This window comes from Streptomyces sp. NPDC032745 (genome assembly GCF_055579465.1).
Genome location: NZ_JBVING010000010.1, coordinates 247,042 through 270,919 on the forward strand (window position 1 = coordinate 247,042; position 23,878 = coordinate 270,919).

Annotated in this window: 24 protein-coding genes and 1 pseudogene; 14 read left to right on the top strand and 11 right to left on the bottom strand. The window is 70.3% G+C overall.

The features are described 5' to 3' along the window. Positions 1 to 27 precede the first annotated feature (27 nt). Positions 28 to 1,203, top strand: a complete 1,176-nt coding sequence (locus tag ACZ5WG_RS25965; protein ID WP_468726262.1) for a lipase family protein — start codon at positions 28 to 30, stop codon at positions 1,201 to 1,203. 24 nt (positions 1,204 to 1,227) lie between these two features. Here the strand turns inward: ACZ5WG_RS25965 and ACZ5WG_RS25970 are convergent, their stop codons facing one another. Then, positions 1,228 to 1,659 (bottom strand): MarR family winged helix-turn-helix transcriptional regulator, encoded by a 432-nt coding sequence (locus tag ACZ5WG_RS25970; protein WP_468726264.1) that lies wholly within the window; start codon positions 1,657 to 1,659, stop codon positions 1,228 to 1,230. Between the two features lie 125 nt (positions 1,660 to 1,784). On the opposite strand from ACZ5WG_RS25970, the gene ACZ5WG_RS25975 reads away from it, so the two are divergent. The 3 genes from ACZ5WG_RS25975 (at position 1,785) to ACZ5WG_RS25985 (ending at position 3,358) form a co-directional block, all read left to right on the top strand. Next, positions 1,785 to 2,210, top strand: coding sequence for a GlcG/HbpS family heme-binding protein (locus ACZ5WG_RS25975; RefSeq protein ID WP_468726266.1), 426 nt, complete (start codon positions 1,785 to 1,787; stop codon positions 2,208 to 2,210). Positions 2,211 to 2,286: 76 nt separating this feature from the next. Next, positions 2,287 to 2,466 (top strand): hypothetical protein, encoded by a 180-nt coding sequence (locus ACZ5WG_RS25980; protein ID WP_468726268.1) that lies wholly within the window; start codon positions 2,287 to 2,289, stop codon positions 2,464 to 2,466. 40 nt (positions 2,467 to 2,506) lie between these two features. After that, a complete protein-coding gene (locus tag ACZ5WG_RS25985; RefSeq protein WP_468726360.1) occupies positions 2,507 to 3,358 on the top strand; it encodes a MerR family transcriptional regulator in 852 nt (283 codons plus the stop codon). Between the two features lie 39 nt (positions 3,359 to 3,397). Here ACZ5WG_RS25985 and ACZ5WG_RS25990 read toward each other — a convergent pair whose 3' ends face one another. Further along, positions 3,398 to 5,260, bottom strand: coding sequence for an AMP-dependent synthetase/ligase (locus ACZ5WG_RS25990; protein WP_468726270.1), 1,863 nt, complete (start codon positions 5,258 to 5,260; stop codon positions 3,398 to 3,400). Between the two features lie 152 nt (positions 5,261 to 5,412). Between ACZ5WG_RS25990 and ACZ5WG_RS25995 the strand changes: the two genes are divergently transcribed. Both ACZ5WG_RS25995 and ACZ5WG_RS26000 read left to right on the top strand, forming a co-directional pair. Continuing rightward, positions 5,413 to 5,919, top strand: coding sequence for a PH domain-containing protein (locus tag ACZ5WG_RS25995; protein ID WP_468726272.1), 507 nt, complete (start codon positions 5,413 to 5,415; stop codon positions 5,917 to 5,919). Between the two features lie 174 nt (positions 5,920 to 6,093). After that, positions 6,094 to 8,970 (top strand): hypothetical protein, encoded by a 2,877-nt coding sequence (locus tag ACZ5WG_RS26000; protein ID WP_468726274.1) that lies wholly within the window; start codon positions 6,094 to 6,096, stop codon positions 8,968 to 8,970. An 83-nt stretch (positions 8,971 to 9,053) separates the two neighbouring features. Here ACZ5WG_RS26000 and ACZ5WG_RS26005 read toward each other — a convergent pair. Beyond that, positions 9,054 to 9,119: pseudogene (locus ACZ5WG_RS26005) on the bottom strand (GNAT family N-acetyltransferase); the annotation flags it as partial. A gap of 223 nt (positions 9,120 to 9,342) precedes the next feature. On the opposite strand from ACZ5WG_RS26005, the gene ACZ5WG_RS26010 reads away from it, so the two are divergent. Together ACZ5WG_RS26010 and ACZ5WG_RS26015 are read left to right on the top strand one after the other, a co-directional pair. Next, entirely contained in the window at positions 9,343 to 9,732 is a 390-nt protein-coding gene (locus ACZ5WG_RS26010) for a hypothetical protein (RefSeq protein ID WP_468726276.1), read from the top strand. Between the two features lie 296 nt (positions 9,733 to 10,028). Next, positions 10,029 to 11,333 (top strand): Yip1 family protein, encoded by a 1,305-nt coding sequence (locus ACZ5WG_RS26015; RefSeq protein WP_468726277.1) that lies wholly within the window; start codon positions 10,029 to 10,031, stop codon positions 11,331 to 11,333. Here the strand turns inward: ACZ5WG_RS26015 and ACZ5WG_RS26020 are convergent. The 4 genes from ACZ5WG_RS26020 to ACZ5WG_RS26035 all read right to left on the bottom strand — a co-directional run bounded on the left by ACZ5WG_RS26020 (position 11,311) and on the right by ACZ5WG_RS26035 (position 15,724). After that, positions 11,311 to 13,074 carry an asparagine synthase-related protein gene (locus ACZ5WG_RS26020; protein ID WP_468726279.1) on the bottom strand — a complete coding sequence of 588 codons (1,764 nt, stop codon included), beginning with the start codon at positions 13,072 to 13,074 and terminating at the stop codon, positions 11,311 to 11,313. The two genes, ACZ5WG_RS26015 and ACZ5WG_RS26020, sit on opposite strands and share 23 nt — an antisense overlap. Before the next feature lie 61 nt (positions 13,075 to 13,135). After that, complete coding sequence (locus ACZ5WG_RS26025; RefSeq protein ID WP_468726280.1) at positions 13,136 to 13,762, bottom strand: lasso peptide biosynthesis B2 protein; 627 nt, start codon at positions 13,760 to 13,762, stop codon at positions 13,136 to 13,138. A gap of 467 nt (positions 13,763 to 14,229) precedes the next feature. Continuing rightward, positions 14,230 to 15,060, bottom strand: coding sequence for a helix-turn-helix domain-containing protein (locus ACZ5WG_RS26030; protein WP_468726282.1), 831 nt, complete (start codon positions 15,058 to 15,060; stop codon positions 14,230 to 14,232). 325 nt (positions 15,061 to 15,385) lie between these two features. After that, positions 15,386 to 15,724 carry an ATP-binding protein gene (locus ACZ5WG_RS26035; RefSeq protein WP_468726284.1) on the bottom strand — a complete coding sequence of 113 codons (339 nt, stop codon included), beginning with the start codon at positions 15,722 to 15,724 and terminating at the stop codon, positions 15,386 to 15,388. Between the two features lie 224 nt (positions 15,725 to 15,948). On the opposite strand from ACZ5WG_RS26035, the gene ACZ5WG_RS26040 reads away from it, so the two are divergent. Both ACZ5WG_RS26040 and ACZ5WG_RS26045 read left to right on the top strand, forming a co-directional pair. Beyond that, positions 15,949 to 16,809 carry a helix-turn-helix domain-containing protein gene (locus ACZ5WG_RS26040; protein ID WP_468726285.1) on the top strand — a complete coding sequence of 287 codons (861 nt, stop codon included), beginning with the start codon at positions 15,949 to 15,951 and terminating at the stop codon, positions 16,807 to 16,809. Next, complete coding sequence (locus ACZ5WG_RS26045) at positions 16,806 to 17,054, top strand: DUF397 domain-containing protein (protein ID WP_468726287.1); 249 nt, start codon at positions 16,806 to 16,808, stop codon at positions 17,052 to 17,054. Before ACZ5WG_RS26040 ends, ACZ5WG_RS26045 begins: the two co-directional genes overlap by 4 nt. Positions 17,055 to 17,062: 8 nt before the next feature. On the opposite strand, the gene ACZ5WG_RS26050 is transcribed toward ACZ5WG_RS26045, so the two are convergent. Beyond that, positions 17,063 to 17,749: a hypothetical protein gene (locus tag ACZ5WG_RS26050; RefSeq protein ID WP_468726288.1), complete on the bottom strand. Its 687-nt coding sequence runs from the start codon at positions 17,747 to 17,749 to the stop codon at positions 17,063 to 17,065. A gap of 152 nt (positions 17,750 to 17,901) precedes the next feature. Here ACZ5WG_RS26050 and ACZ5WG_RS26055 point away from each other — a divergent pair, with 152 nt between their 5' ends. The 4 genes from ACZ5WG_RS26055 (at position 17,902) to ACZ5WG_RS26070 (ending at position 21,029) form a co-directional block, all read left to right on the top strand. Continuing rightward, positions 17,902 to 18,699: a VOC family protein gene (locus ACZ5WG_RS26055; RefSeq protein ID WP_468726361.1), complete on the top strand. Its 798-nt coding sequence runs from the start codon at positions 17,902 to 17,904 to the stop codon at positions 18,697 to 18,699. Positions 18,700 to 18,868: 169 nt separating this feature from the next. Beyond that, positions 18,869 to 19,312, top strand: a complete 444-nt coding sequence (locus ACZ5WG_RS26060) for a hypothetical protein (protein WP_266664972.1) — start codon at positions 18,869 to 18,871, stop codon at positions 19,310 to 19,312. Beyond that, entirely contained in the window at positions 19,309 to 20,706 is a 1,398-nt protein-coding gene (locus ACZ5WG_RS26065) for a hypothetical protein (protein WP_468726289.1), read from the top strand. The genes ACZ5WG_RS26060 and ACZ5WG_RS26065 overlap by 4 nt, the downstream gene beginning before the upstream one ends. Further along, positions 20,703 to 21,029 (top strand): hypothetical protein, encoded by a 327-nt coding sequence (locus tag ACZ5WG_RS26070; RefSeq protein ID WP_468726291.1) that lies wholly within the window; start codon positions 20,703 to 20,705, stop codon positions 21,027 to 21,029. The genes ACZ5WG_RS26065 and ACZ5WG_RS26070 overlap by 4 nt, the downstream gene beginning before the upstream one ends. Positions 21,030 to 21,035: 6 nt before the next feature. Here ACZ5WG_RS26070 and ACZ5WG_RS26075 read toward each other — a convergent pair whose 3' ends face one another. The 3 genes from ACZ5WG_RS26075 to ACZ5WG_RS26085 form a co-directional block, all read right to left on the bottom strand. Further along, entirely contained in the window at positions 21,036 to 21,905 is an 870-nt protein-coding gene (locus tag ACZ5WG_RS26075) for a hypothetical protein (protein WP_468726292.1), read from the bottom strand. After that, positions 21,902 to 22,339, bottom strand: a complete 438-nt coding sequence (locus ACZ5WG_RS26080) for a hypothetical protein (protein ID WP_468726294.1) — start codon at positions 22,337 to 22,339, stop codon at positions 21,902 to 21,904. The genes ACZ5WG_RS26075 and ACZ5WG_RS26080 overlap by 4 nt, the downstream gene beginning before the upstream one ends. 141 nt (positions 22,340 to 22,480) lie before the next feature. Continuing rightward, entirely contained in the window at positions 22,481 to 23,788 is a 1,308-nt protein-coding gene (locus ACZ5WG_RS26085; protein ID WP_468726295.1) for a dicarboxylate/amino acid:cation symporter, read from the bottom strand. Between the last annotated feature and the right edge of the window lie 90 nt (positions 23,789 to 23,878).

The following is a 23,878-nucleotide window of genomic DNA, read 5'->3' on the forward strand; positions in this document are numbered from 1 at the left end:
CGAAACGTTCCGTTGGGAGAGCCGCCCATGCGTTTGCGAACCCCCACCCGCAGGACCGCCGTGGCCGCCGTGACCACCATGGCCGCACTGGCCGCCGTCCCGGCCGGGATCCCCGCCACGGCCACCGCGTCCGAAGCCGGAGCCGGCCGGCCCGGCGACCTCGTCGGTGTGGCGCCCTCCGCCTTCCACCCGCTGCCCGGCCAGCCGACCGACACCAAGGCCTGGAAGATCCACTACCGCTCCACCACCGCAGACGGCGCCCCGAACACCGTCTCCGGCACCGTGATCGTCCCGCAGGACGGCCGGACCGGCCCGCGCCCGCTCGTCACGTACGCCGTCGGCACCGTCGGCATGGGCGACTCCTGCGCGCCGGGCAACAACCTCCCGTACGGCACCGCCATGGAGGCCAACCTGATCCAACAGCTCACCCTGCGCGGCTGGGCCGTGGTCGTCACCGACTACGAGGGCCTCGGCACCCCGGGGGTGCACACCTACACGGTCGGCCCCTCGGCCGGCCGCGCCGTGCTCGATGCGGCGCGCGCCGCCGAGCGCCTCCCGGAGGCGGGCCTCTCCGCCGACACCCCGGTCGGCATCATGGGCTACTCCCAGGGCGGCCAGGCCAGCAGCTGGGCCGCCGAGCTGCAGGGTTCGTACGCACCCGAGCTGAAGGTGAAGGGCACGGCGACCGGCGGGGTCCCGGCCGACCTGATGAAGGTGGCCGACTTCAACGACGGCTCGTACGGCTCCGGCCTCATCTTCATGGCGGCGGCCGGTCAGGACGCGGCCTTCCCCGAGCTCCGGCTCGACTCGTACCTCAACCCGGCGGGCAAGGCCCTCGTGGCCGGGATGAAGGAGAACTGCGTGGCGATCGACGCCATCGCCGGCTCCTTCAAGCGGATCTCCGACCTCACCACCCGCAACCCCCTCGAACAGCCCGACTGGCAGGCCCGGTTGAACCAGAGCAGGCTCGGGCGGACGGCTCCGGCCGCGCCGGTGCACCAGTACCACGCGCTCGGCGACGAGCTCATCCCGTACGCCGTCGGGCGGCAGCTGCGCTCCGAGTGGTGCGCGAAAGGCGCGAACGTGGAGTGGGACACGATCTGGGTCGGCGAGCACGTCAGCGGCGTGATCACCCACTCCCTGGCGGCGGGCGACTGGCTGGCGGACCGCTTCGCAGGCCGCCCGACCCACCCGAACTGCTGACCGACCCACCCCGGGCCCCAGGACTCAGAGACCTGGGGCCTCGGCGTTCCGGATGATCCGGGTGAGCAGGTCCCGTACGGCGGCCGACTCGTCCTCGGACAGCCCCTCGTGGAGCCGGGCGTCGAGCTTCGCCACCAGCGCGTCGGCCTGGGCGAACACCTCCGCGCCGCGCTCGGTCATGCGGATCTCGATCAGCGTTCCGTGGATCGGGTGCGGGGTACGGGCGACCAGGCCGCGCGTCTCCAGCCGGCCGAGCAGGCTGTTCATCGTCTGCGGAGTCACCGAGAGCTTGCGCGCGAGCTCGGCGGCGTTGATCCCGGGGTTGTCGCTGAGCACGGCGAGCGCGCCCTGCTGCGCAGCGGTGATCCCCGCCTCGCGCACGGCGGCCTCCTTCGCGGCCTGGGTCACGCGCTCGGCCTGCTTGATGAAGACCAACAGTCGCTCGGAGTAATGCATGCGCCGAGTGTAGGAGACGGTCACCAGTTCCCGCCGAGATGGCAGGCAGCTTGCGTACGGCTATTCGCATGCTGTTAGCTGCATGCATACGAATAACTGACAGCCACCTCTGCAAGGAGCTCGACATGACTGCCGTCCGCATCCGCCCCGCCCTCAGCAACGACCTCGCACGCGCCATCGTCGACGCCGCCCTCGCCGCGGCCCGGGAGACGGAGCTGCGGTTCGCCGTCGCGGTGGTCGACGAGTCCGGCCACCTCAGCGCGTTCGCCCGGATGGACGGGTCGGGCCTGATGACCATCCAGATCGCCCAGGACAAGGCCTACACCGCGGCCGCCTTCGGCCTGAGCACCACCGACTGGCACGAGTTCGTCGAGAACGACGCGCAGCTGTCGGTCGGCGCCCGGACCGGTATCGACCGCCTGGTCACCTTCGGCGGCGGCCTGCCGATCGTCGTGGACGGCCAGCTCGTCGGCGGCATAGGCGTCTCGGGCGGCCACTGGTCGGACGACGTGAAGATCGCCGAGGCCGGGCTGAAGGGCATCCCGGCGTAACGGAACCCGGCCCTCGGGAAAGGGAGAAGGGGCGGGGCGGGGCGGGGGAAGACACCCGGCAGGGGCGCCCTGCCCGGTGCCGGTCGGCTCGGCGGCATGCACCGCGGGCAGGCTCGCAGCCGCCCCTGCCCGCCGGGCCACGATGCTGTTCGCGGCCCGCGGCCCGCGGCCCGTCGTCCGCGCCGGTCACGACACCCCCTCCGCGGACCTGGCCCGTACGCCCGCCCGGACCGTCACCATGGCGCCCGGGCGTTGACTCTCGGGTTACCCGAGACGGCACAGTCTTCTCCGTGGACATGACGAACCTGCTGCCGATCGGGCAGTTCGCGCAGGCCAGCGGCCTCACGGTCACCGCCCTGCGGCACTACGACGCCAGCGGTGTACTGCCGCCCGCCCACGTCGACCCGTTGAGCGGCTACCGCTACTTCCGGCGCGACCAGGTCCGGACGGCCCAGCTGATCCGGGTCCTGCGGCAACTCGGCATCCCGGTCGAGCAGGTGCGCGGCATGCTCGCGCGGGCCGAGGCGGGGGCCGACCTGGCCCCGGCACTGGCCGCGCACCTGAAAGCCGCAGAGAGCCGCCTGGCCGTCCAGCGCACCCTCGTCCACAGCCTGTTGACCCGCCTGTCCGAAGGAGCAGAGATGAACCACCGCGTCACCGTCCGCGAGAGCGACGCCGAACGCGTCCTCGTGCGCGGCGCGACCCTCAAGAACTCCGGCCTCGACGGGTTCCTCCGAACCGCCTTCCAGGACATGTACGCCGTCGCGGGCCGCGGCCCGCTGACCTTCACCGGTCCGGCGTTCGTCCGCTACCACGGGGTGTGTGACGAGGAGAACGAGACGCTGGTCGAGGCCTGCATCCCCTTCTGGGCGGACGGCGCACAGCCGACCGGCCTGCCCGAGGGGACGGTCGTCCTCGACCTCCCGGAGAACACCTTCGCCTGCACGGAGGTGACCGGCCCGGCGGCCGAGTTCCCCGCGATCCTCACCGCGTACGATGCCGTCGCCGACTGGATCAGCGCGCACGGCTTCGCCTTCGCCGGCCCGGTCCGGATGGTCTACCGCCGCTGGACGGGGACTCCGGACCACGCCGACAACCGCTTCGAGATCGCCTGGCCGATCGGGGAGCCCGCCCAGCACGCCCCGTAGCCCCCGGCCCTGCGGCCCTGCGGCCCTGCGGCCCTGCGGTCATGCGCGGCGGTAGAGGACCTCGATCTCCCGCTCGAACTCGCGGGCGATCACGCCCCGCTTCAGCTTCAGCGACGGCGTCAGATGGCCACGGGCCTCCGTGAACTCCCCCGGCAGCACCGCGAAGCGGCGTATCGACTCCGCCCGCGACACCAGCTGGTTCGCCTCGTCCACCGCCCGCTGGAGTTCCGCCCGCAGTTCCTCGTCCTGCACCAGCTCCCGCATCGGCATCGTCGTCTTCTTCCGCATCTGCCGCCAGTGCGCCAGCCCCTCCGGCTCCAGCGTGATCAGCGCCACCACGTACGGCCGGTTGTCACCGACCACCATGCACTGGCCGACCAGCGGGTGCGCCCGCAGCCAGTCCTCGAGCGGGGCCGGGGCCACGTTCTTGCCGCCCGACGTGATGATCAGGTCCTTCTTCCGCCCGGTGATCGTCAGGTACCCCTCCCCGTCCAGCTCCCCGATGTCCCCGGTGGCGAGCCAGCCCCCGGCCCCCACGCCCCCGTGAGCGGCGGTGTTCCAGTACCCCGCGAACACGTGCCGCCCGCGCAGCAGCACCTCACCGTCGTCCGCGATCCGCACGGCCGTGCCCGGCAGCGGCCACCCCACCGTCCCGAGCCTCGGCTTCAGCGGCGGGGTGACGGTGCTGGCCCCGGTCGTCTCCGTGAGCCCGTACCCCTCGAAGACCTCGATCCCGGCTCCGGTGTAGAACGCCGCGAGCCGCCGCCCGAGCGGCGAGCCCCCGCTCAGGATGTACCGCACGCGCCCGCCCAGCGCCGCCCGGATCCGCCGGTAGACGAGCGGGTCGTACAGCGCCCGCGCCGCCCGCAGGCTCACCCCCGGGGTCCGGCCCTCGACGATCTCCCCGTACCGCTGGGCGATCCGCGCCGCCCGGTCGAACGACGAGGCCCGGCCCATCCGTTCGGCCGTGGCCCGCGCGGTGTTGTAGACCTTCTCCAGCACGTACGGGATGGCCAGCAGGAACGTCGGCTGGAAGCCCGCGAGATCGGCGAGCAGGTCCTCGGTCCGGATGCTCGGCGCATGCCCGAGCTTCACCCGCGCCCGCATGCAGCCGACGGCCACCATCCGCCCGAACACGTGGGAGAGCGGCAGAAAGAGGAGCGTAGAGGCCGCATCTTTACTGACCGACTTGAAGACGGGATGCAGCAGCTCGACCGCGTTGTCCGCATCGGCGAAGAAGTTGGCGTGCGTGATCACGCAGCCCTTGGGCTGCCCGGTCGTGCCGGACGTGTAGATGAGGGTGGCCGCGGAGTCCGGCGTACGGACGGACCGGCGCGCGTGCACCACCGCGTCGGGCAGGTCCTCACCGGCCTTGACCAGCCGTGCCAGCGCGCCGGTGTCGAACTCCCACAGGTGCGCCAGCCAGGGCAGGTGCGCCCGCTCGGCGCTGATGATGCGGGCCTGCGCGGTGTCCTCGACGGCGCAGGCCACGGCGCCGGAGTCCTGGATGATCCAGCGGGCCTGGAGCGCGGAGGAGGTCGGGTAGATGGGCACGGTGACCAGGCCCGCGGCCCATCCGGCGAAGTCCAGCAGGGTCCACTCGTAGGTGGTCCGGGCCATGATCGCGAGCCGGTCGCCCTCGCGCAGCCCCTCGGCGATCAGCCCCTTGGCGACAGCCGTCACCTGGGCCGCGAACTCGGCGGCGGTGACGTCCCGCCAGCTCCCGTCCCGCTCCTTGCGGGCGAGCACCACCTCGCCGGGGGCCTCACGGGCGTTCTGGAAGGGGATGTCCCCGAGCGACCCGCTCCCCGGCACCCCGGCCAGCGCGGGCACCTCCACCTGCCGCACCGCCCCGTCGACGACGGTCAGCACGGGTGGTACCAGCTTGGGCTCGCCTTCCACGGCGCCCTCCTCGGCTCGACTCAGGGGTTACCGCCGGTAATCTATGCACGGGTGACCCCTCTGACCAGCCCCTGCGCACGCATTGGACGAACCCACGCGACTTCTCCACACCGCCCGCGTACGGTGGACGAACTGCGAGAGGGGCGGAGGCCATGGGGGCACGGGGAACAGCGGAACTGCCGCGCGAGTACCGGGTGAACGGGCGGAAGCTGGCCACGGCTGCGGCCGTCATCGGGGTCACGATGCTCGGGTTGCTGGTGTCGGCCTGGACCCAGGAGAACGTCCCCGCCTGGTTGAGGTGGCTGTTGAGCGTCCTGGCGCTGGCCATGGCGGGGACGCTCGCCACCGTTCCACGGACCGCCACCATGGCGGACCGCACCGGCCTCACGGTCCGGGGGCCGATCCGGACGCGCCGGCTGGCGTGGTCGGAGATCGAGGACATCAGGGCCGAGCCCCTGCGCGCCCCGGCCATCGGCGCCCGGCCCTCTCTGACGCCGAGCATGCTCATGTACGCGTACCCGACCGACGGCCGCCGGCGCCTACAGCTGATGAACCTCAACGACCTGCACCACGACGTGGACCGCGAGCTCGCCGTCCTGCGTGCGGCCTGGACGGAACTGCGCGACGCGGGCCCGAGCGGAGGCTCGCCCCGCCGCTGATCTTCCGTGTGGCAACCGGTTCCCAGTGGTGGCCCAACCAGGCGACGAGCCATGGCGAGTTCTGCCACCTGGGAGGCGTGGCCTGAAGGGCGTTGCACGAAGCCGGTCCCCCAACACCTCGGCTCCGCCCGGGGCATGCGACGATCACTCGTCGCACACCACCCTGGGGGGTTCATGCCAACGCCATCGGCGTCCATAAGACGTCCGGTTTCCACCGTACTGACGTGCCTGCTCGCCGTCCTCGCCGCACTCCTCCTGCCGGCGGGCTCCTCGCATGCCGCGCCGGTCGCCCAGGACTGCGTCGGCGTCGCCGAAGGGCGGTACGCAGGTGAGTTCACCACCGCCGGACAGACCCACTGCCTGGAGCTGCCGAGCCCGCAGGGCGCCCGGATCGCCGCCCTCACCTCGCTCGGCGGCGCGGGCGTGACCGTCCGGGTCGAGGTGGTCGACAAGAACGGCACGGCACAGTGCACCCCCGCCGTTCTCGGCCGGGGTGGCTGCGCCCTCACCGGAACGGCACCTTTCCGTGCACTGGTGCACGCCGAGGACACCACCGCGACCGGGCCGTACGGCGTCCACTTCGTACGTACGGACGTGGCCCAGAACGGCTGTCAGGTCCTGCCCTCCGGGAGCTTCGCCGACGACGCGGCGGCCGTACAGCTGGAGACCGGCAGCGGTGTCTTCTCGCACTGCCTGACCATCCCGGCCGATGCGCACTCCACCTCCGAGCTCCTCCGTATCCGCTACGGCGTCCCGGACGACACGGACCTGTTCCCGCGTTACGAGCTCAGCGTGGTCGACACCGACGGCAACGGGCCGCCCTCGTGCTACGACCACCCCGCCCCGGGCCAGCAGCTCCGGACGGACGGCCTCACCAGCTGCTCCTTCACCACCGGCAAGGCGTACACCGTGCTCCTGCGGGGCCAGGACGCCCCGCGCAGCCACACCCTGGACCGCCGGGACGTCACGGCCACGGCCCGGGGCTGCACCGTCTCCGCCGCGACGGCGATCGGCGCCCCGGCCGTGACCGGAACGTCCGGCAAGGTCGGTACGTTGCGCTGCCACCGGATCACCACGGCCGCCGCCACGGACCGGCTGTACATCAACCCCCGGGATGCCCACGACGGCACGAACGTGCTGGTCATGGACAACAACGGCGGCATCGCCTGCCACCAGCGGACCTCGGCGTGCACCCCCACGGGCTCCACCGGCTACCAGGTGGTCACCCAGGTCCCGGAGAACTTCCACCTGCCCGCTTCCTACCGCCTCGACGCCTGGCGGATCGCCACGGCCGCCGGGCCCGCCCCCGAATGCCCCCGGGTCGGATCGGTCGCGTACGGGTACGGCCCGCTGACCGGCACGCTCTCCGAGCAGCGCACCGGCGCGTGCGCCGTCCTGCCGAGCGTCCAGGGCGACCGGTTCAGGGCGGACATCACCTCCACCGCCACGGACGGGTCCCCCGGCCCGGAGCCCGCGCTCTACGACAACACGGGGCGCAACCTCTGCACGGGCAGCTCGTCCAGCTCGTCCACGTACGACTGCCAGGGCGCCGACCAGGGCCTGTTCGTCCTCTCGCTGCAGAACTGGGCCGACCATTCGGCCTACCGCGCGAATCTCGTCTGCACCAACGCGCCTTGCGGTTCCGAGGACGTGTCGGTCGGGACGGTGACGCCGGGCACTGCGCAGAGCGGTACGGTCGCCACCCTCACCGTGCAGGGCACTGCGCTGGGCATGGGCACCACCGTCCGGCTGACCGGCGGCCCGGCGCCGCTGACGGCGACGACCGTCTCGGTCTCCGACGACGGCCGGACGCTGAAGGCAAGCGTGGACCTGCGTACGGCCCCCGCAGGCAACTGGAACATCAGCGTCGTCGCGCTCGGCAGCGAGTACGCGCGCGGCACGCTGACGGTGACGCCGCCCCCGGTCTCCGGCCTGGGTACCTACAAGCCGATCACGCCCACGCGGCTCATGGACACCCGTAGCGGACTCGGCGTCCCCAAGGCCAAGGTCGGCCAGGGCGGCACCGCAACCCTGCAGGTCACGGGCACCGCCGGACTCCCCGCCACAGGGGTGACGGCCGTCGTCCTGAACGTCACGGCGACCGACCCCACCGACGCCAGCTACGTCTCCGTCTACCCCGACGGCACGACCCGCACCAGCGCCTCCAACCTGAACGTCACCGCGGGCCAGACCATCCCGAACCTGGTCATCGTCCCCGTCGTCAACGGAAAGGTCAGCTTCTACAACAACGCAGGCTCCGTCGACCTCATCGCCGACATCGCCGGCTACTACACGACCGACGGCACCGGCTCCACGTACAAGCCGATCACGCCCACGCGGCTCATGGACACCCGCGAGGGACTCGGCGTACCGAAGGCGAAGGTGGGCCAGGGCGGGACAGTGACCCTGCAGGCCACGGGCACGGCGGGGATCCCGGCAGCAGGGGTGACGGCGGTCGTCCTGAACGTCACGGCCACCGACCCCACCACCGGCAGTTACGTCTCCGTCTACCCCGACGGGACGACCCGCACCAGCGCCTCCAACCTCAACTTCACCGCGGGCCAGACGATCCCGAACCTGGTCATCGTCCCCGTCGTCAACGGAAAGGTCAGCTTCTACAACAACGCAGGCTCCGTCGACCTCATCGCCGACATCGCCGGCTACTACACGACCGACGGCACCGGCTCCACCTACAAGCCGATCACGCCCACGCGGCTCATGGACACCCGCAGCGGACTCGGCGTCCCCAAGGCGAAGGTCGGCCAGGGCGGCACCGCAACCCTGCAAGTCGCGGGCACCGCGGGGATCCCGGCAGCAGGGGTGACGGCCGTCGTCCTGAACGTCACGGCCACCGACCCCACCACCGGCAGTTACGTCTCCGTCTACCCCAACGGGACGACCCGCACCAGCGCCTCCAACCTGAACTTCACCGCCGGTCAGACGATCCCGAACCTGGTCATCGTCCCCGTCGTGAACGGAAAGGTCAGCTTCTACAACAACGCAGGCTCCGTCGACCTCATCGCCGACATCGCCGGCTACTACACGACGTAACGCCGGAGCGTCTCCCCGTGCGTCGGCCTGCCGTTGGCCGACGCACGGCGGCCGCCCCGCCCGGGCCCGGTGCGGGTCCGTCGGCGCAGGGCGAGGCGCATCAGGATTCGGGGGTGGCCTGCCAGGACCGACGTGGTGTCGGCGGCATGTCCCCTCGCCTCAGGTGTCGGCCTGCCCCGCACCCGAAGAGGCCTCGTCGTCGTAGCCGACGCACCGGACGAGCGTGCGCACGAACCACCGGCGTGACGCCAACCCTGAACTGTCAGTCCTCGCTGGTAAGTTCGAATCATCGCCGAGATCAGGACGGGGCCGGTTCGCACCGCCCTCGCCTGGTTCCGGCGTGCCACATCGGATGTCATTCAGGGGGAATGCATGAACATCGCCAAGCGCATCGGCACACTCGCTGCCGCCGCCCTCACCGTCGTCACCGGCACGATCGCCTTCGCCTCGTCGGCCGAGGCCGCGGGCTCGTGGAAGTGCCGCTTCTACAACGAGGGCAACGCCTGCGTCCGCACCGTCGGCAACGGCTACGACGTCCAGTACATCAAGCACTGGGACGACGGCCGCGCCCACTACATCGACTTCAACCTCGAGTGCCAGAACGGCTACACCTACGGGGACAACGGCGCCTTCTGGATCAACCCGAGCGAGACCCGCAGCTACGTCTTCGCCGTCGGCGCCCGCGGCACCTGCCGGGCCAAGGTCATCGACCACACCTCGGGCAAGACCTTCTACTCCGACTTCACGACCAAGCTCGGCTGAGCCTCAGCCCCGACAAGCCTGCGCGGGTGACGGCGAATCCCTCGCCGTCGCCCGCGCCGGGCACCCCGGACCCTCTTGGTTAGGCCGTCCAGAGGTATCCGGATGGTGATCCCGCGGATCGGCACGGACGATGACGCTTGAGCCCTCAGCGCAACGCCGGACCGCCCTGTCCGACACGGGAAGGCGACACCGTGCCTGCTATTCGCGCGTGCCGATGCCGGGTGTGTATCCGTTCGCGGTCGTCATCCGCGCATCCGGAGCACCCCGGATCACCTGCAGCGCCAGGAGGTGATCACGTGAGGACTCCACCCACGTCCGGATCCGGCTCGCGCCCGCGGGCACGACGGGTACCGAAGACGACCCGATGGTGGTGGACGACCCCGGTACTGATCCTGCTGATCCTCCTCGGGACGGCGGGCTACCTGGGCCGGTTCGGCATCAAGGACCTCAATGAGGCCCTGAGCTTCACGGGCCGCATGACCGGCGCCGGCCTCGTCGTGGCCTCGGCCGCCGCACTGTTTGGCGGCGCCGCGGTCATGGACTACTGGTTCCGGGGCAGCTTCCCCCACTCCGGAATGGTCGCGCTGGCCGGCACGGTTGCGGCATCGTTGAGCAATCTGATGGTCCTGCTTGAGGTATTGGACGGCGACTCTCCGTACTACATGGCGCTGTCGAGCCTGCTCACGGTGGGTTCCGCATGGGCCGCCTTCGCGGTGTGGCGGGCATTGACCTCGATCCCCGCTCCGAAGCGGGTGGCCACGGCGGTCATCGCCTCATCTGTATTCGCGATCGCCAATTTCGGCTATCAGAACCTCTATCAGCCATCCCAGCACGGGGCCAGGCCCGTCATCAAGCTGGTGATGGGGGAGCCGGAATTGAGCATGGACCGGAAATCATTCGCCGTTCCGGTCGACATCACGCTCGAAAACCACAGCGATGTGGGTTTCTACATCATGGGTGCCGAGTTCCACGCCATGGGGCAAAAGGTGCCGGTGAGCAAATACGACCGGCTCCAGCAGCAATGGCGTGATGACGCCGAGCGGTGGGAGAAATCCCAGGAGAGAAGCCCGCTCTCCCGCCGGGAGAAACACGAGACCGGCCAGTTGCTGGCGGCACAGCCGTGGATGCTCCCTGGGGGCTGGATCGAGGCGAGCGACTCGTTCGCCATGCGAACGGTCTTGGAGCTGCCCATCGACACGCCGTACGACCAAGTGGCCTTTTACACCACCGCGAGCCTCGCACGCAAGGACCGGCTCAGCCTGGATAAAGTGGATTTTAAAGGCTATTCCTGGAGCAGCAGCGATGTACCTCGGTGGGTGAAGGCGCAGAAGGATTATGACTCCGTCATTTACTACGGCAGGGTGCACGAAAACAATTCGATCAATGAGCTCACGATGGATCCCCGTTTCGTCTCCATCTATTGGAATTTCGGCAAACACGGTGCAAGCGTGGCCGCATCCATCGCGCGAAAAGGCGAGGAAGATATCAAGCTGGGGGACCGGCAAATCCGAGAAGTGAACAGCCGGTACGGCCTCGTCACTGTCGTGACGGGCCCGATCCAGCGATCACTGTGGGACATCAAGAGCAAGATCCGCCAATGACCGCCGTTGCCGCACCGAGCGCGCGGGGTCGCGGGTCCAGTCGCTCCAGCCACGCCACGAGGGCGAGGGAGCTGTTCATGCGATCCCAGGATTCCGCGTTCCCGACGCCGAGCCGCGCCTCCCTCACCGCCCGGCACAGCACCTCGATGTCGAACATCTCCGCGACCAGCGGATGCCTCGCGGAGCGGCAGAGGTCGATGAGTGCGTCGCCGTGTGCCCGCAGGCCCCGGGCGTAGAGCTGGTCGAAGGGGACCTTGACCGCCCGGCCGTGGATCCGGGAGGGGAGCAGATCCGCCATCGCCTCGCGCAGAACCGCCTTGGGACGGCCCGGATGGAACGTGGCTTCGGCCGGAAGGCGGCGCATCGCGGCGATGACCTCGCGGTCGAGGAAGGGGTGCGAGAGGAAGAACCCGTCCTGCCGGGCTCGGCGCCAGGACAGCGGGTCGGGAGCGGCGAGGTAGTTCGCCGCCTCGAAGAACGACTCTTCCGGCCTGCGTCCGAACACGAAGCGGCTCTCCGCGGTGCTCGCCTCACGGTAGCCGTGGGCCCGCGCGAATCCGGATCGCAGCCAGCGGGGGCGGGCGAAGCGGCCGAGGCCACCCAGCACGGTCCCGCGGCGGTCGAGCGCGGCGAACCGTTCGGCTGCGAGTGGAAGGGCCGGCCGCACGACGTAGTCGTAGACGACGTCGCGCACGCCGCGTTCGGTGCCTGCGGCCCAGGCGCGTGCCTGCTTCGTCATTTGCCGGAGCTGCCCTGTGCGGGCCAGCCGGTGCAGGTGAAGAGGGTTGGCGTCGACAATCGGATCGGCCCCGCAACCGGTCATGAGGGTGTCGCAGCCGAGTTCCGCCGCATGGCCGTGGAGCCTGCTCCAGAACGGGGCGCGAAAGGCGTGCGTATGGGGCTCGTCCGCGTCTCCCGCGTGGTGTTCGAAGTCGTCGAAGTCGGCCACGTCGCCGACATCCGCGATCACCGGGCGGGCTGCCGGTGCATGGCGGCAGATCTCCTTCATCGCCTCTTCGAGGTACGGCCGCTCCCCGGCCAGCTCTCCCCTGTCGAAGCGCCCGGCGAGCAGGACGAGGCCCCCGGGGCGGCGCTGTTCCTCGGCCAGCAGGCGTGCTGCGAGCAGGGCGATGCTGGTGGAGTCGGTGCCGCCGGAGACGTGGCACGCCGTCATCCGGCCGACCCGGCGCCCGACGGCCTGCTCCAGCGCGAGGCGCAGGTTCTTCGCGGCCCCGCTCAGCCGGAGCCCGACTGCCGTCGATTCCCACGGGTCGTCGGCCTCACCGATGCGTCTTCGCACCCGCCCGCGCATCTGCCCGGTGAGCGAAAGTTCCACGACCTCGCCGCCGAGGATCCGGTGCACACCGGAGAACGGGGTGAGTTCCGAGTGCGGTTGCGCCATGTTCCCGGTCAGGTACCGGCAGAAGTAGCTGCGCTCCAGCGCTTCGAAGTCGCCCAGACAGCGCGCCGACGTACTCACCGCGCTCACGCGCCCGCCGGACTCCCTGAAGAACAAGGGGATGCGCGCGTAGTCGTCGCGCATCAGCACGATGCGGTCGCGGCACACCAGGACGGCCGCGTAGTCGCCGATTGGCAGACGTGGTGTGCCTCCCGTCCGGCCGACGTCGTCCAGGAGCCGGCGCGCGCCCGCCACACGGTCACGGACCGAGCCGACCCAGCCGACGACCACGGCAGTGCCGGCCTGTGAGGAGACCGTCGTCACGAGCCCCTGCCGAGCCATGGCCTCGGCCGCCCGGAGCCTCGGTGCACCCGCGGCCCAATCAAGGCGGAGTGCTTGCACGTCACTGCCCGCCGCAACTGATCGAGAGAACCGGCGCGAACGCGTGGCCCCGCGGATCGGCGTCAGGGATGCACACGCCCGCCGAAGAGCTCCAGGCATGCAAACCGAACGGGTGCTCGCGCATCCCGACGTGAAGCACGGCGTTCAAACCGCATCGCCGCAGGAGGACGAAGGCCGTCACGGCCTCGGCCTTGCAGTCGTCGTTCACGAACCAGCTTCTGCGACTGTTTGATCGCACCGCTCGTTTCAGCCGCGCAACCTCCTCCGCCGAAGGGGGGTCTGCGCGTGCGTACACCGGGGCTGCCAAGGACAGGAGCCGCAGGACGCGCCCGAATCCCATCGTCCGGATGGACAGGTGCACTCCGCGCAGCCAGAGCCCGACCTCGACGTCCGAGTACGCCTTCCGGTGATCCGTCGCACAACCGGCGCGGATGAGATCGGTGACGAGTTCGGCGCGTTCCTCGGAGGTTCCCTCTACGAATTTCTGAACGTCCGTCGTCGTCATGCCGAGAAAACGGGTTCGCCGCCTCCAGTCGGCGATCAGGGCACCGCTGGACGTCCTGGTGACACGGCAATGCGGTGACAGGACCCGCGTAATGGCCACCAGGGTGTCGGTCTCTTCCGCCACCGCGCACACTCCAAACTCGGTCTGCCGCACGGACTCTGCGGCAGGCCGAGTTCGACGCGGTGGGCTGTATCAGGACTGGTATCCGTGGCCGTCGTAGAACCCTCCGCTGAGGCCTCGGATCAAACGGCCGTTGCCGAGAAGAACAAGCCGATGCGGCATACGGCGCCGCAGCCTTCGGACAAACATCGCCTACCTCCGATATCAGGCAGTGTCGATCAAGTCCAGGCTACTCTGCGCCGAATGCCCCGCAACCGGACTGCGCACACCGCGAAACAGCTCTCGCGGCGGCCTGACCAGCAGGATTCACCTTGGCGCAGACAGGTTGATCACGATGTCGCCCGGTCCACCTTTCGATGTCGGTCAGTGGGGACGACGACCAGCCGACCACGCCCCGAGGCCGCAACCGTGGCGACATCCCGCCGGAGCGGCCGGACGGCGCAGCACGACAACCCCGGAGAGGGCCCGGCTCAGGCGGCCTCGCACGCCTCGGGCGGGCAGTCGCGGCAGCGGCCGGGGTGCGGGGACCGGAAGGCGCGGTCGCAGCCGTCGCAGGTCTGGAACGGGTCCGGCCGTCTGACCGGCCTCGCCGACGGGGCTTGTGGCAGGCGGGGCGGGAGCAGCGCCTCGAGCCGGTACGCGAGTACGGAGGCGGGGCTGCGCATCGGCTCGGGGAGGTTCGCGGTCAGGGCCAGCCCGACCGCCTCCGGGTCCGCACCTCGGTCCAGCCAGGTCGACACGGCGGGTGCGAGGCGTTGTACGTCGCGCTCGGCCAGGAGCAGGCGCGGGTCGTAGCGGCGGAGGCCGGCGAGCAGATCGGCCGCCCCGGCGTGCAGCTGCCGTGGTTCGGGTGCAGGATCCGGCTCCGGCGCGGGCGAAGGCCCCTGCTCCGGCTCCCGCCCCGGCCCCGGTGAGGGGTCCGCCTCCGGTGTCGGCTCCGGCTCCCGGTCCGGGTCTGGGTCCCGGTCCGGGTCTGGCTCCCGGTCCGGGTCTGGGTCCCGGTCCGGTGCGGGCTTGCGGGGTGGTGGGGGCGGGCCGTCCGGGGTGGTCAGCGGCTTGTTGTACGAGTACGTGCGGGTTGCCACCCGGCCGGTGGGCAGGCGCTCGGTCCGGCGTTCCAGGTAGCCGTGGCGCTCCAGCTCGTGGAGGGCGGCGCTGATGCGCCTCTCGCCCTCCGTGAAGCGGTCGGTGAGGGCCCTGATGCCGACCGGGGCGCCGTCGGGGAGCGACTGGATGTACGACGCGACCCCGATCGCCGTCGCCGACAGCTCGCGGTGCTGGAGCAGGTGGTTGCCGATCACGGTGTAGTGACTGGCGTGCCACGTGTTGACGTGGATGACACCGGATCGGGGGGTCCCGGCACGAACTCGGGACGAGGCGCGCGAGGGCGCGCTAGGGTGCTCAAGAGCCATGGGGAAGGTTGCTGCTTCCTGATTGGTCAGGCCCTCGACCGGGATGCCAGTCCCGCCGGGGGCCGTCTCATGTCTGCTGTTGTCGGGGCGAGCATATGCCCGCCAACCGGCCCTGAATCCAGCTCAGTTGGCACAGTTCACCCGACCGAGCGACGGGGGCCGGTGGGGTTGGGTCGGTTGGTTCTTTCCCCCGGTTCTTTAGGTCTTTATGCGTCTAAGCGCGCCGGATCGCGACGAATCGCGACGCGGCATCGAGTGAGATCTCCGCCCACACCACCTTGGACGGAACCGGCCCTTCCCTTACGCCCCAACGGTCTGCCAGCGCATCGACCAGGACCAGACCCCGGCCCGAATCGCGAATCTCCGGGATGCGGTCACCCCGGGTGTCCGTCACCTCGATCAGCAGCGTTTCGGGGGTGACGGTGAGGGCGAGTTTGAAGTCCCGCCCGGGAACCCGGCCATGGGTGATCGCATTGGCGGACAGCTCGGCGATGATCTGCGCCGGCGCCTCCAAGGACAGCCCCCAGGCCCGGAGTTGTTCGATGGCGAGCACGCGCCCGAGTCGAGCCCCGCGGGGGGTCGCGGACAGCTGGACGTGAAAGTCGACGAGTTGAGGAATCACGTCACTCAGCGTGTCCGTCCGTGCGTACCGTGGGAACCAACATCGCCTGTACGTCCCGCGTTTGTCCGGCGCTTGTCCAGCGCTGTCGCGGCTGTCCGGACCGACGCGACGGGTACGGGGCGCTGAGGACATCGGCTCGTCGGAGGTGGGCGCGCATGAGCGTGGACAGCAGTGACGGTACGGAAGAGCCCGGCTGGGACGTCGACCCGGAGGACGAACAGGGCGTGGCGGTGGTGGCCGCGCTGGGCCGCCAGCTCAAGGCCTGGCGCGAGTCGGCCGGCATGCGGGCCGCCGAGTTCGGGGCGGCCATCCAGTACGGGGAGGACCAGGTCCGCAAGGTCGAGGCGGGCAAGCGGATCCCCCGCCCCGAGTACCTCGACAGGGCCGATGAGGTGCTGAACGCCGGCGGCAAGATCTCCGCCATGAAGGCCGACCTTGAGCAGGTCCGCTACCCGAAGAAGGTCCGGGACCTGGTGAAGATGGAAGGCCGGGCGGTCGAACTGTCGGCGTACGGCAACCACAACATCCATGGCCTATTGCAGACGGACGACTACGCACGGGCCCTGTTCGAGATGTGGCAGCCTCCGCAGACGACGGAAGAGGTGGAACGCGGTTTGGCCGCTCGGATGGCACGACGGTCAATCTTCGAACGCAGCCCCGCGCCCGCTCTGTGCTTCGTCCAGGAAGAGGTGACCCTGCGGCGCCGCATCGGGGGGACAATGGTGATGCGTGGGCAACTCGAACGCCTGCTGGAGGTTGCCGAGCTGCGGCACGTGACGATCCAAGTCATGCCCACCCATCTCGAAGAGCACGCCGGAATGGGTGGGTTGATCCAAGTGCTGAAATTCGCGGACGGATCGGCGGTAGGGCGCTCCGAAGGGGCGTTCAACGGCCGCCCCGTCTCAGATCCGAGGCAGGTCCGGATCCTTGACCAATGCCATGCCATGATCCGGTCCCAGGCTCTCACGCCACGGGAGTCCGTCGCATTCATCGAGCAAGTGCTGGGAGAGACATGATCCACGAGTCCGAGCTGGAGTGGTTCAAGAGCAGCTACAGCGACAGCAGCGACGGCAACGACTGCGTCGAGGTCGCCTGGTTCAAGAGCAGCTACAGCGACAGCGGCGACATCAACGACTGCGTCGAGGTGGCCACCACCCCCGGCGCCGTCCTCGTACGGGACTCCAAGGACATCCAGCGGGACCACCTGGCCTTCGGCCCCGACGCGTGGGCCGGGTTCGTGGCCCACGCGTCCGACATCTGACGACGACCCTAGGCGCGGGTGCAGACGTGCACCGACTCGCTGTTTCCGCCCTCGCTGTGGACGATCCGCAGCACGTTGTTCTTGTACGTCACCTTCAGCACCTGGCCGTCGCTCGTGTCCTTGTGGCCCGGGGGCTGCCAGGGGAACGTGAGCGAGACGTTGTCGCCGACCTCCTTGGGGACGGTCAGGGCTTGGCCGCCGGTCAGCCGGCTCACGCCCTTGGGGGCCTCGTACACGTCGAGGACCAGGTGGCCGCCGCGGTGCAGCCAGCCTCCGTGCCAGGTGACCGGCTCGGGGCCGCTGGTCCAGGTGATGGTCCAGCCGGAGTTCCCGCCGCCGTCCGCGTTCACGGTGGCGGTCCCCTTCACGGTCTCGCCGTTCGGCGTGGTCGACTCGAGGTGCCAGTCGCCCTTGATGAACGCGTCGAAGGCCCTGGTCACCACGCTGGAGGCCGTCGGCGCCGGGGCTGCGGAGGAGGCGGCCCCGCCACCCGCCGGCCCCGAGGCGGAGGCCGAGGCCGAGGCCTGTCCCGCGGCCGGAGCCGTGGACGATGCCGCCGCGCCCCCGGAGGCCGGGGCCTTGCCCTTGCCGCCGCACGCTGCGACCAGCGAGGCGCCGACCCCGATCGCCAGGTAGCGCAGCGCGTTGCGCCGCCCGATCACCTGTGCCGCAGCGCGTATCTCTCGTACCGTCATCAGGCCCCCGTACAAAGTCGGTTGATCAACGGCGACCGACTATAGGTGAGCGCTCGCACATTCAGCCGGACGGCCCGATTCGGACCTTACGGACGGGGTATTCACGGGCCGTCCAACTCTCATCGGTAGCCCCGGAGGCATCCGTGCCCGAAATGAACGGCCCCTACCAGGCCGGCACCCCCTGCTGGATCGACCTGATGGTCCCCGACCAGCAGGCCGCTCTCGACTTCTACCGCGACCTCTTCGGCTGGCAGGGGGAGATCGGCCCGGCGGAGACCGGCGGGTACTCCGTCTGCACCCTCAAGGGCAAGCCGGTGGCCGGGATCATGCGCGCTTCCAACCCGGACGGGACGGTGCCGGACCCGATGCCGCCGACCGTCTGGACCACGTACCTGGCCACCGACGACGTCGACGCCACCCTCAAGACGGTCACCGACGCGGGCGGCAGCGTGATGATGGGCCCGATGGACGTCATGGACCTCGGGCGGATGGCCGTCATCACCGACCCGACCGGTGCCGCAGTCGGCCTCTGGCAGTACGGGACCTTCCCCGGGGCGGGCATCGTCAACGAGCACGGCGCGCTGATCTGGAACGAGCTGAACACCGGGGACACCGGCGCCGCCGCCGCGTTCTACTCGGCCGTACTGCCGCTCACCACGATCGCGTCGCAGATGCCGGGCGCCGAGGGGTACACGGAGTTCAAGGTCGGCAGTCGCGCGGTCGGCGGGATGATGGACCTCTCCGCGCTGCCGGACGGGGTTCCGCCGCACTGGCTGCCGTACTTCGCCGTCGACGACGTCGACAGCATCCAGGCGGCCGCGGTCCGGGCCGGCGGCAACGTCATGGCTCCGGCGTTCGACATGGCGGCCGGGCGGATGGCGGTCCTCGCCGACCCCCAGGGCGGCACCTTCGCGGTGATCACCGCCACTGCGCCGGAGCAGCCCGCCTGAGCAGGGGCGGCCGTTGCCCCGGCCGTCACGGCAGGGGCAACGGGCGTCACGGCAGGGGCAACGGGCGTCACTTCCACTGCTTGGAACCATGCCCTCCCCCTTCCGCGTCCCTCATGAACATGATCAATCAATTCTGGTCATGTCCGGTTATCAACTACCCAGGGGACACATGTCGTTCGACGCGGAATGGGCTCAGCACAAGGCCGCCGTACTCGCGCAGCAGTCGCCCGCCATGCGCCTCAACCACGTGCCCGCCGAGGCGAGCGCCCCGGGCAGCCCGGCCGGGAGCCTCGTCGCCGGGGCCCAGTCCATCAACGGCAACGCCAACCTGCTGATCGAGATCGCCGCGCTCCTCCACGAGGGCCGGCCCGACGGCGACGCGAGCACCATGGCCCGCGCCCCGCGGGCCCACGCGGACGTCTCGGCGGAAGCCCTGCGCTTCGCGCGCTTCGCCGACGACCAGTTCAAGGACACGATCAACCTGTTCGCCGCCCTGGCCACCAAGCTCAAGACCACCGGTACCAGCTTCGCGCAGGTGGACGACGGGACCGCCCGCAACTTCCTCGACAACCTCCTCGACGGGGGCCAGTACGTGAAGCCGGAGTCGAAGTGAGCCTGAGCCACCGCAAGGACGTCCAGTTCCTGGAGGAGTGCAACCCGGCGCTGGTGGAGCGCAACGCCGCCGAGTTCAAGCGGCTGCGCGATCTGCTGGTGCAGGCCGAGGAGCCCGCCCGGCGCGCCGAGACCGGTACGCAATGGCAGAGCGACGGCAGCCACACGTACACCGACCGCCTGTCGGAGGCCCGGCAGCTCGTGCTCCACATGGCCGAGGGGTACGACAAGGCGGCGAGCGCGCTGCACGCGTACGCGGCGGCCCTGACGACCGCCAAGTCGCACTACTCGAACGGCAAGCGCACCGAGCGCAAGCTCGCGGCGCTCATCGCCACGAAGGGCACGGCGATCACGCGCACGGCGCAGGAGGCGGAGCCGATGTGCCAGTGGGAGGACATGCGGGCGACGACCGGCGTCATGGACTTCTTCGCCGAACTGACCATGGACGTGGACGACATCCGCGACGAGGCCAACCGGCTCCACGACGACGCGGGCGGCAGCTTCCACCAGGCCAAGACGGCCGAGCAGGAGGCGCGCAGCGTGTGCGTGCACGCGCTGAAGCAGGCGTACGAGCTGCTGCCCGAGTTCAAGGTGAAGAGCGGTGCCGGCGGCGCCGGGGTCGACGTCTACGCGGCCATGGCCGACATCCGCCGAGAAGCGGCCGAAGCCCGCGCCAACCCCCTGACGCACCTGCCGGGCAGCGGTCCGAAGAAGGAGATGACCGGCCCGGTCGGGAACGAGCCGGTCTCCCCCGAGCTGCGCGACATCCGGATGCGGGTGGCGGGGCTGCCGGAGGCGGACGACAACTACTGGGACCCGCCGCAGTCGGACGAGGGCCGGGCGGAGTGGATCCGCAACAACAAGGAGATCCTGCGGGCGGCCGCGCAGCGGGCGGGGCTGCCGGAGGAGATGGTCGCGGGCATCGCCTGGAAGGAGGTCGGCGGACAGCCGGGGATCTTCGACGACGGCGTGGACTTCTTCCGCCAGGCGGCGGACGCCCCGTGGGGGCTGAGCCCGGTCACGGCCGAGAACCTGCCGGACCGGGCGGGCGGCAAGCCTGACGAGACCTCCTTCGGCCCGATCGCGGTCCAGCTGCGGCGCGGCGCGGAGGTGCTCGGCTACGACCCGGAGAACCTCACGGACCAGCAGCGCAACGTGGTCAAGTCCGCGCTCCAGGACCCGAAGCAGAACGCCTTCATAGCGGCGGGCTTCCTGGCGCAGATCAAGGAGGAGACCGGTTACGCGAACGTCCCGGCGGACCAGCTGACCGAGGCCCAGATGCAGGAGATCGCCGCCCGCTACAACGGCGGCCCGTACTGGGAGTCGAAGAAGGCCCAGGACTACGGCGATGATTTCCGGAACAACCTCGGCAACGTGAAGAAGGCCATGCAATGACGTACGGGAGCGGGCGCGAGAGCATCGACCTGCCCGAGGACCGGGGCTGCCTCCAGTGGGTCCTGGGCGTCCCGCTGGCCCTCATCTACCTGCCTGCGGTCTACATCTGCTTCCTCCTGCTGATGGCGGACCCGATCGCCCCCGCGGACCAGCACACGCGCGACGACGCCTACGCGATGGGCGCCGTGGCCCTGTGCATCAGCTTCGCCGGCCTGCTCCTGTCCCTCCTCCCGGTCTACCGCCGGACGATGAACCGCTGGTGGTACGCCGTCCCGCTCGTGCTCGGGGCGATCGCCTATTTCCAGGGGGTATCCCTGGGCTGAGCCGTCTCAGGGGGCCTTCGTGACCGTGCCGTTCGCGTCGATTTCGTACGACCACCCGAGGCCGAGCATGGCGTCCCCGACTTCCGCATCGCTTGCGAATTCGCCGGCGACCCGGGCCGAGGACTGCACCCGCTGCCCCTTGACGGTTCCGCTGACCGAGCAGTCCGAGAACGAGCTGTACCAGACCTTGCCCGGGTCGATGACGACCTGCCGCCATGGCCCCGGATGCAGTGGGCACGTTCCGTAGGCCCCGCTCACGACGGGCTTGACGGAGACCGTGACGACCAACTGGGTGGGGCCCGCGTTCCTCAGCGCGACACCGAACTGGGCCGCTCCCGTTCCGCTCACCGCCTGGGTGCAGGGCTGCATGTCGATGTTGATGACGCTGGTCCGAAGCCATCTGCTCGGGCAGCCCACGTCCTTGGACGGATACGGGGAGGAGCCCACCGTGGCCGACCGGCGGCTCGGCGAAGCCGACGGCGTCGGTGTCGCGGCCGGGGCTGCGGCGATCTCGGGACCCGGCGGCGGGGGCGTGGCCGACGGGGACGGCGAGGCTGCGGCCGAGGCGCTGGGCGAGGACGGGCCACCGGGTGCGGCGGACCGGGCGCTGTCGGCGTTCTCGGTCTTCAGCGGGTCGTGCGGGAGGTTCAGGATCGTGACCGGTACGGCGATCACGGCGGCGGTGCCGGCTGCCACGAGGGCGAGACGGCGGCCCGACAACCACCCCCGTGCGCGGCTCCCGGCCGCAGGCGCGTCCGGCTCGGCAGGCGCCGACGGGTACACGTTGAAGTTGTTGTTGATGACGTTGCCGCCGTGGGTGATGTTCTGGGTCCCACCGTCATGGGCGGCGTTGTCCTGGCGGACGGGCTCGGTCACCGCTGCCGCCGGGCGGGGTCGCCGACGATGATGTCGCCGCCCTGGGTGATGTTCTGGATCCCGCCCCCGTACGCCGTGTTGTTCTGTACGAACGTCTGCTGGGGTGCCGGCAGCTCGCCCTGGACGCGGGCGATCAGCTCGCCGAGCTCCGCCGCGAGCTCGGGCTGCTCCTCCAGGAGGTCCTTCAGCCGGACGCGCCACTCGGCCTGGAGTTCGCGGCGCACGGCTTCCAGCTCCTGGGGGGAGGCGGCCCGGCCCACCTCCGCGGCGAGGCGGTCGAGGCGGCCGGCGGCGGTCTGTTCGGCCTGCGGGTTCCCGCGTCCCAAGAGCCGGGTGAAGCCGGAGCGGGTGGTGTGCCACGCATCGGTCGCGGCCGCGCTCACCAAGGCCGTACCGCCCGTGGCGGCCAGTAACTCCAGCGTTTCCGTCAGCACCGTGTTCCTCCAGCTCAGCGGAGCCCTCACGGGTGAACTTCCCGTGAGAGCGGACGAGTTGGAGACAAGTTAATGCATCCACCCCCGAACGCACGCAGCCCCCGCCCGGACGGGGGCGGGGGCTGCGGGGTGGTGGGACGGTCAGGCGGGGACGGGGACCGCGGTGGGCTCGTCCAGCGGGGAGGACGAGGCGGCCTCGTAGGCCTTCTTGTCCAGGATTCCCTCGCGGGCCGCGACCACGACCGGGACCAGGGCCTGGCCGGCGACGTTGGTGGCGGTGCGCATCATGTCCAGGATCGGGTCGATCGCCATCAGCAGGCCGACGCCCTCCAGGGGCAGGCCCAGGGTGGAGAGGGTCAGCGTCAGCATGACCGTGGCGCCCGTCAGGCCGGCCGTGGCGGCCGAGCCGACGACCGAGACGAAGGCGATCAGCAGGTAGTCGGTGATCGTCAGCTGGACGTCGAAGATCTGCGCGATGAAGATCGCGGCGAGCGCCGGGTAGATCGCGGCGCAGCCGTCCATCTTCGTGGTGGCGCCGAACGGGACGGCGAAGGAGGCGTACTCCTTCGGGACGCCGAGGCGCTCGGTGACCTTCTGGGTGACCGGCATGGTGCCGACCGACGAGCGGGAGACGAAGGCCAGCTGGATCGCGGGCCAGGCGCCCTTGAAGAACTGGATCGGGTTGACCTTGGCGACCGTCGCGAGGAGCAGCGGGTAGACGCCGAACATCACGAGCGCCGAGCCGACGTACACGTCCGCGGTGAAGGTCGCGTACTTGCCGATGAGTTCCCAGCCGTAGGAGGCGATCGCGGTGCCGATCAGGCCGACGGTGCCGATCGGGGCGAGGCGGATGACCCACCACAGGGCCTTCTGGAGCAGCTCCAGGACCGACTCGGCGACGTTCAGCAGGGGCTGCGCCTTGCTGCCCAGCTGGAGGGCGGCGATACCGGCGACGGCGGCCAGGAAGACGATCTGAAGCACGTTCAGCTCGGTGAACGGCGTGATGACGTCCTTCGGGACGATGCCGGTCAGGAAGTCGAGCCAGGAGCCGGTGCGCTTGGGGAGCTTGCCGTCCTGCGGGGTGAGGCCGGTGCCGGCGCCCGGGTTGGTCAGCAGGCCGATCGCGAGGCCGATGCCGACCGCGATCAGCGAGGTGATCATGAACCAGAGCAGCGTGCGCGAGGCGAGGCGGGCGGCGTTGTTCACCTTCCGCAGGTTGGTGATGGACACCAGGATCGCGAAGAAGACGAGGGGGGCCACGGCCAGCTTCAGCAGCTGGACGAAGATGTCGCCGATCTGCTCGAGGGTCTTGGCCAGCCAGCTGACGTCCTGGCTTCGGGCGAGCCAGCCGAACAGGACACCGAGCACGAGACCGGTGACGATCTGGGCCCAGAACGGGAACTTGAAAGAGGCCTTGGCGGGGGCCTGAGGGGTCGCGGACACGGACACACTCCGGGGGTGATGCGCAAAGAAAGTGGGGAAGGAAGAACGGCGTGGACTCAGCGACAGCCACAACAGGCCGCGGACACGCGGCGGCAG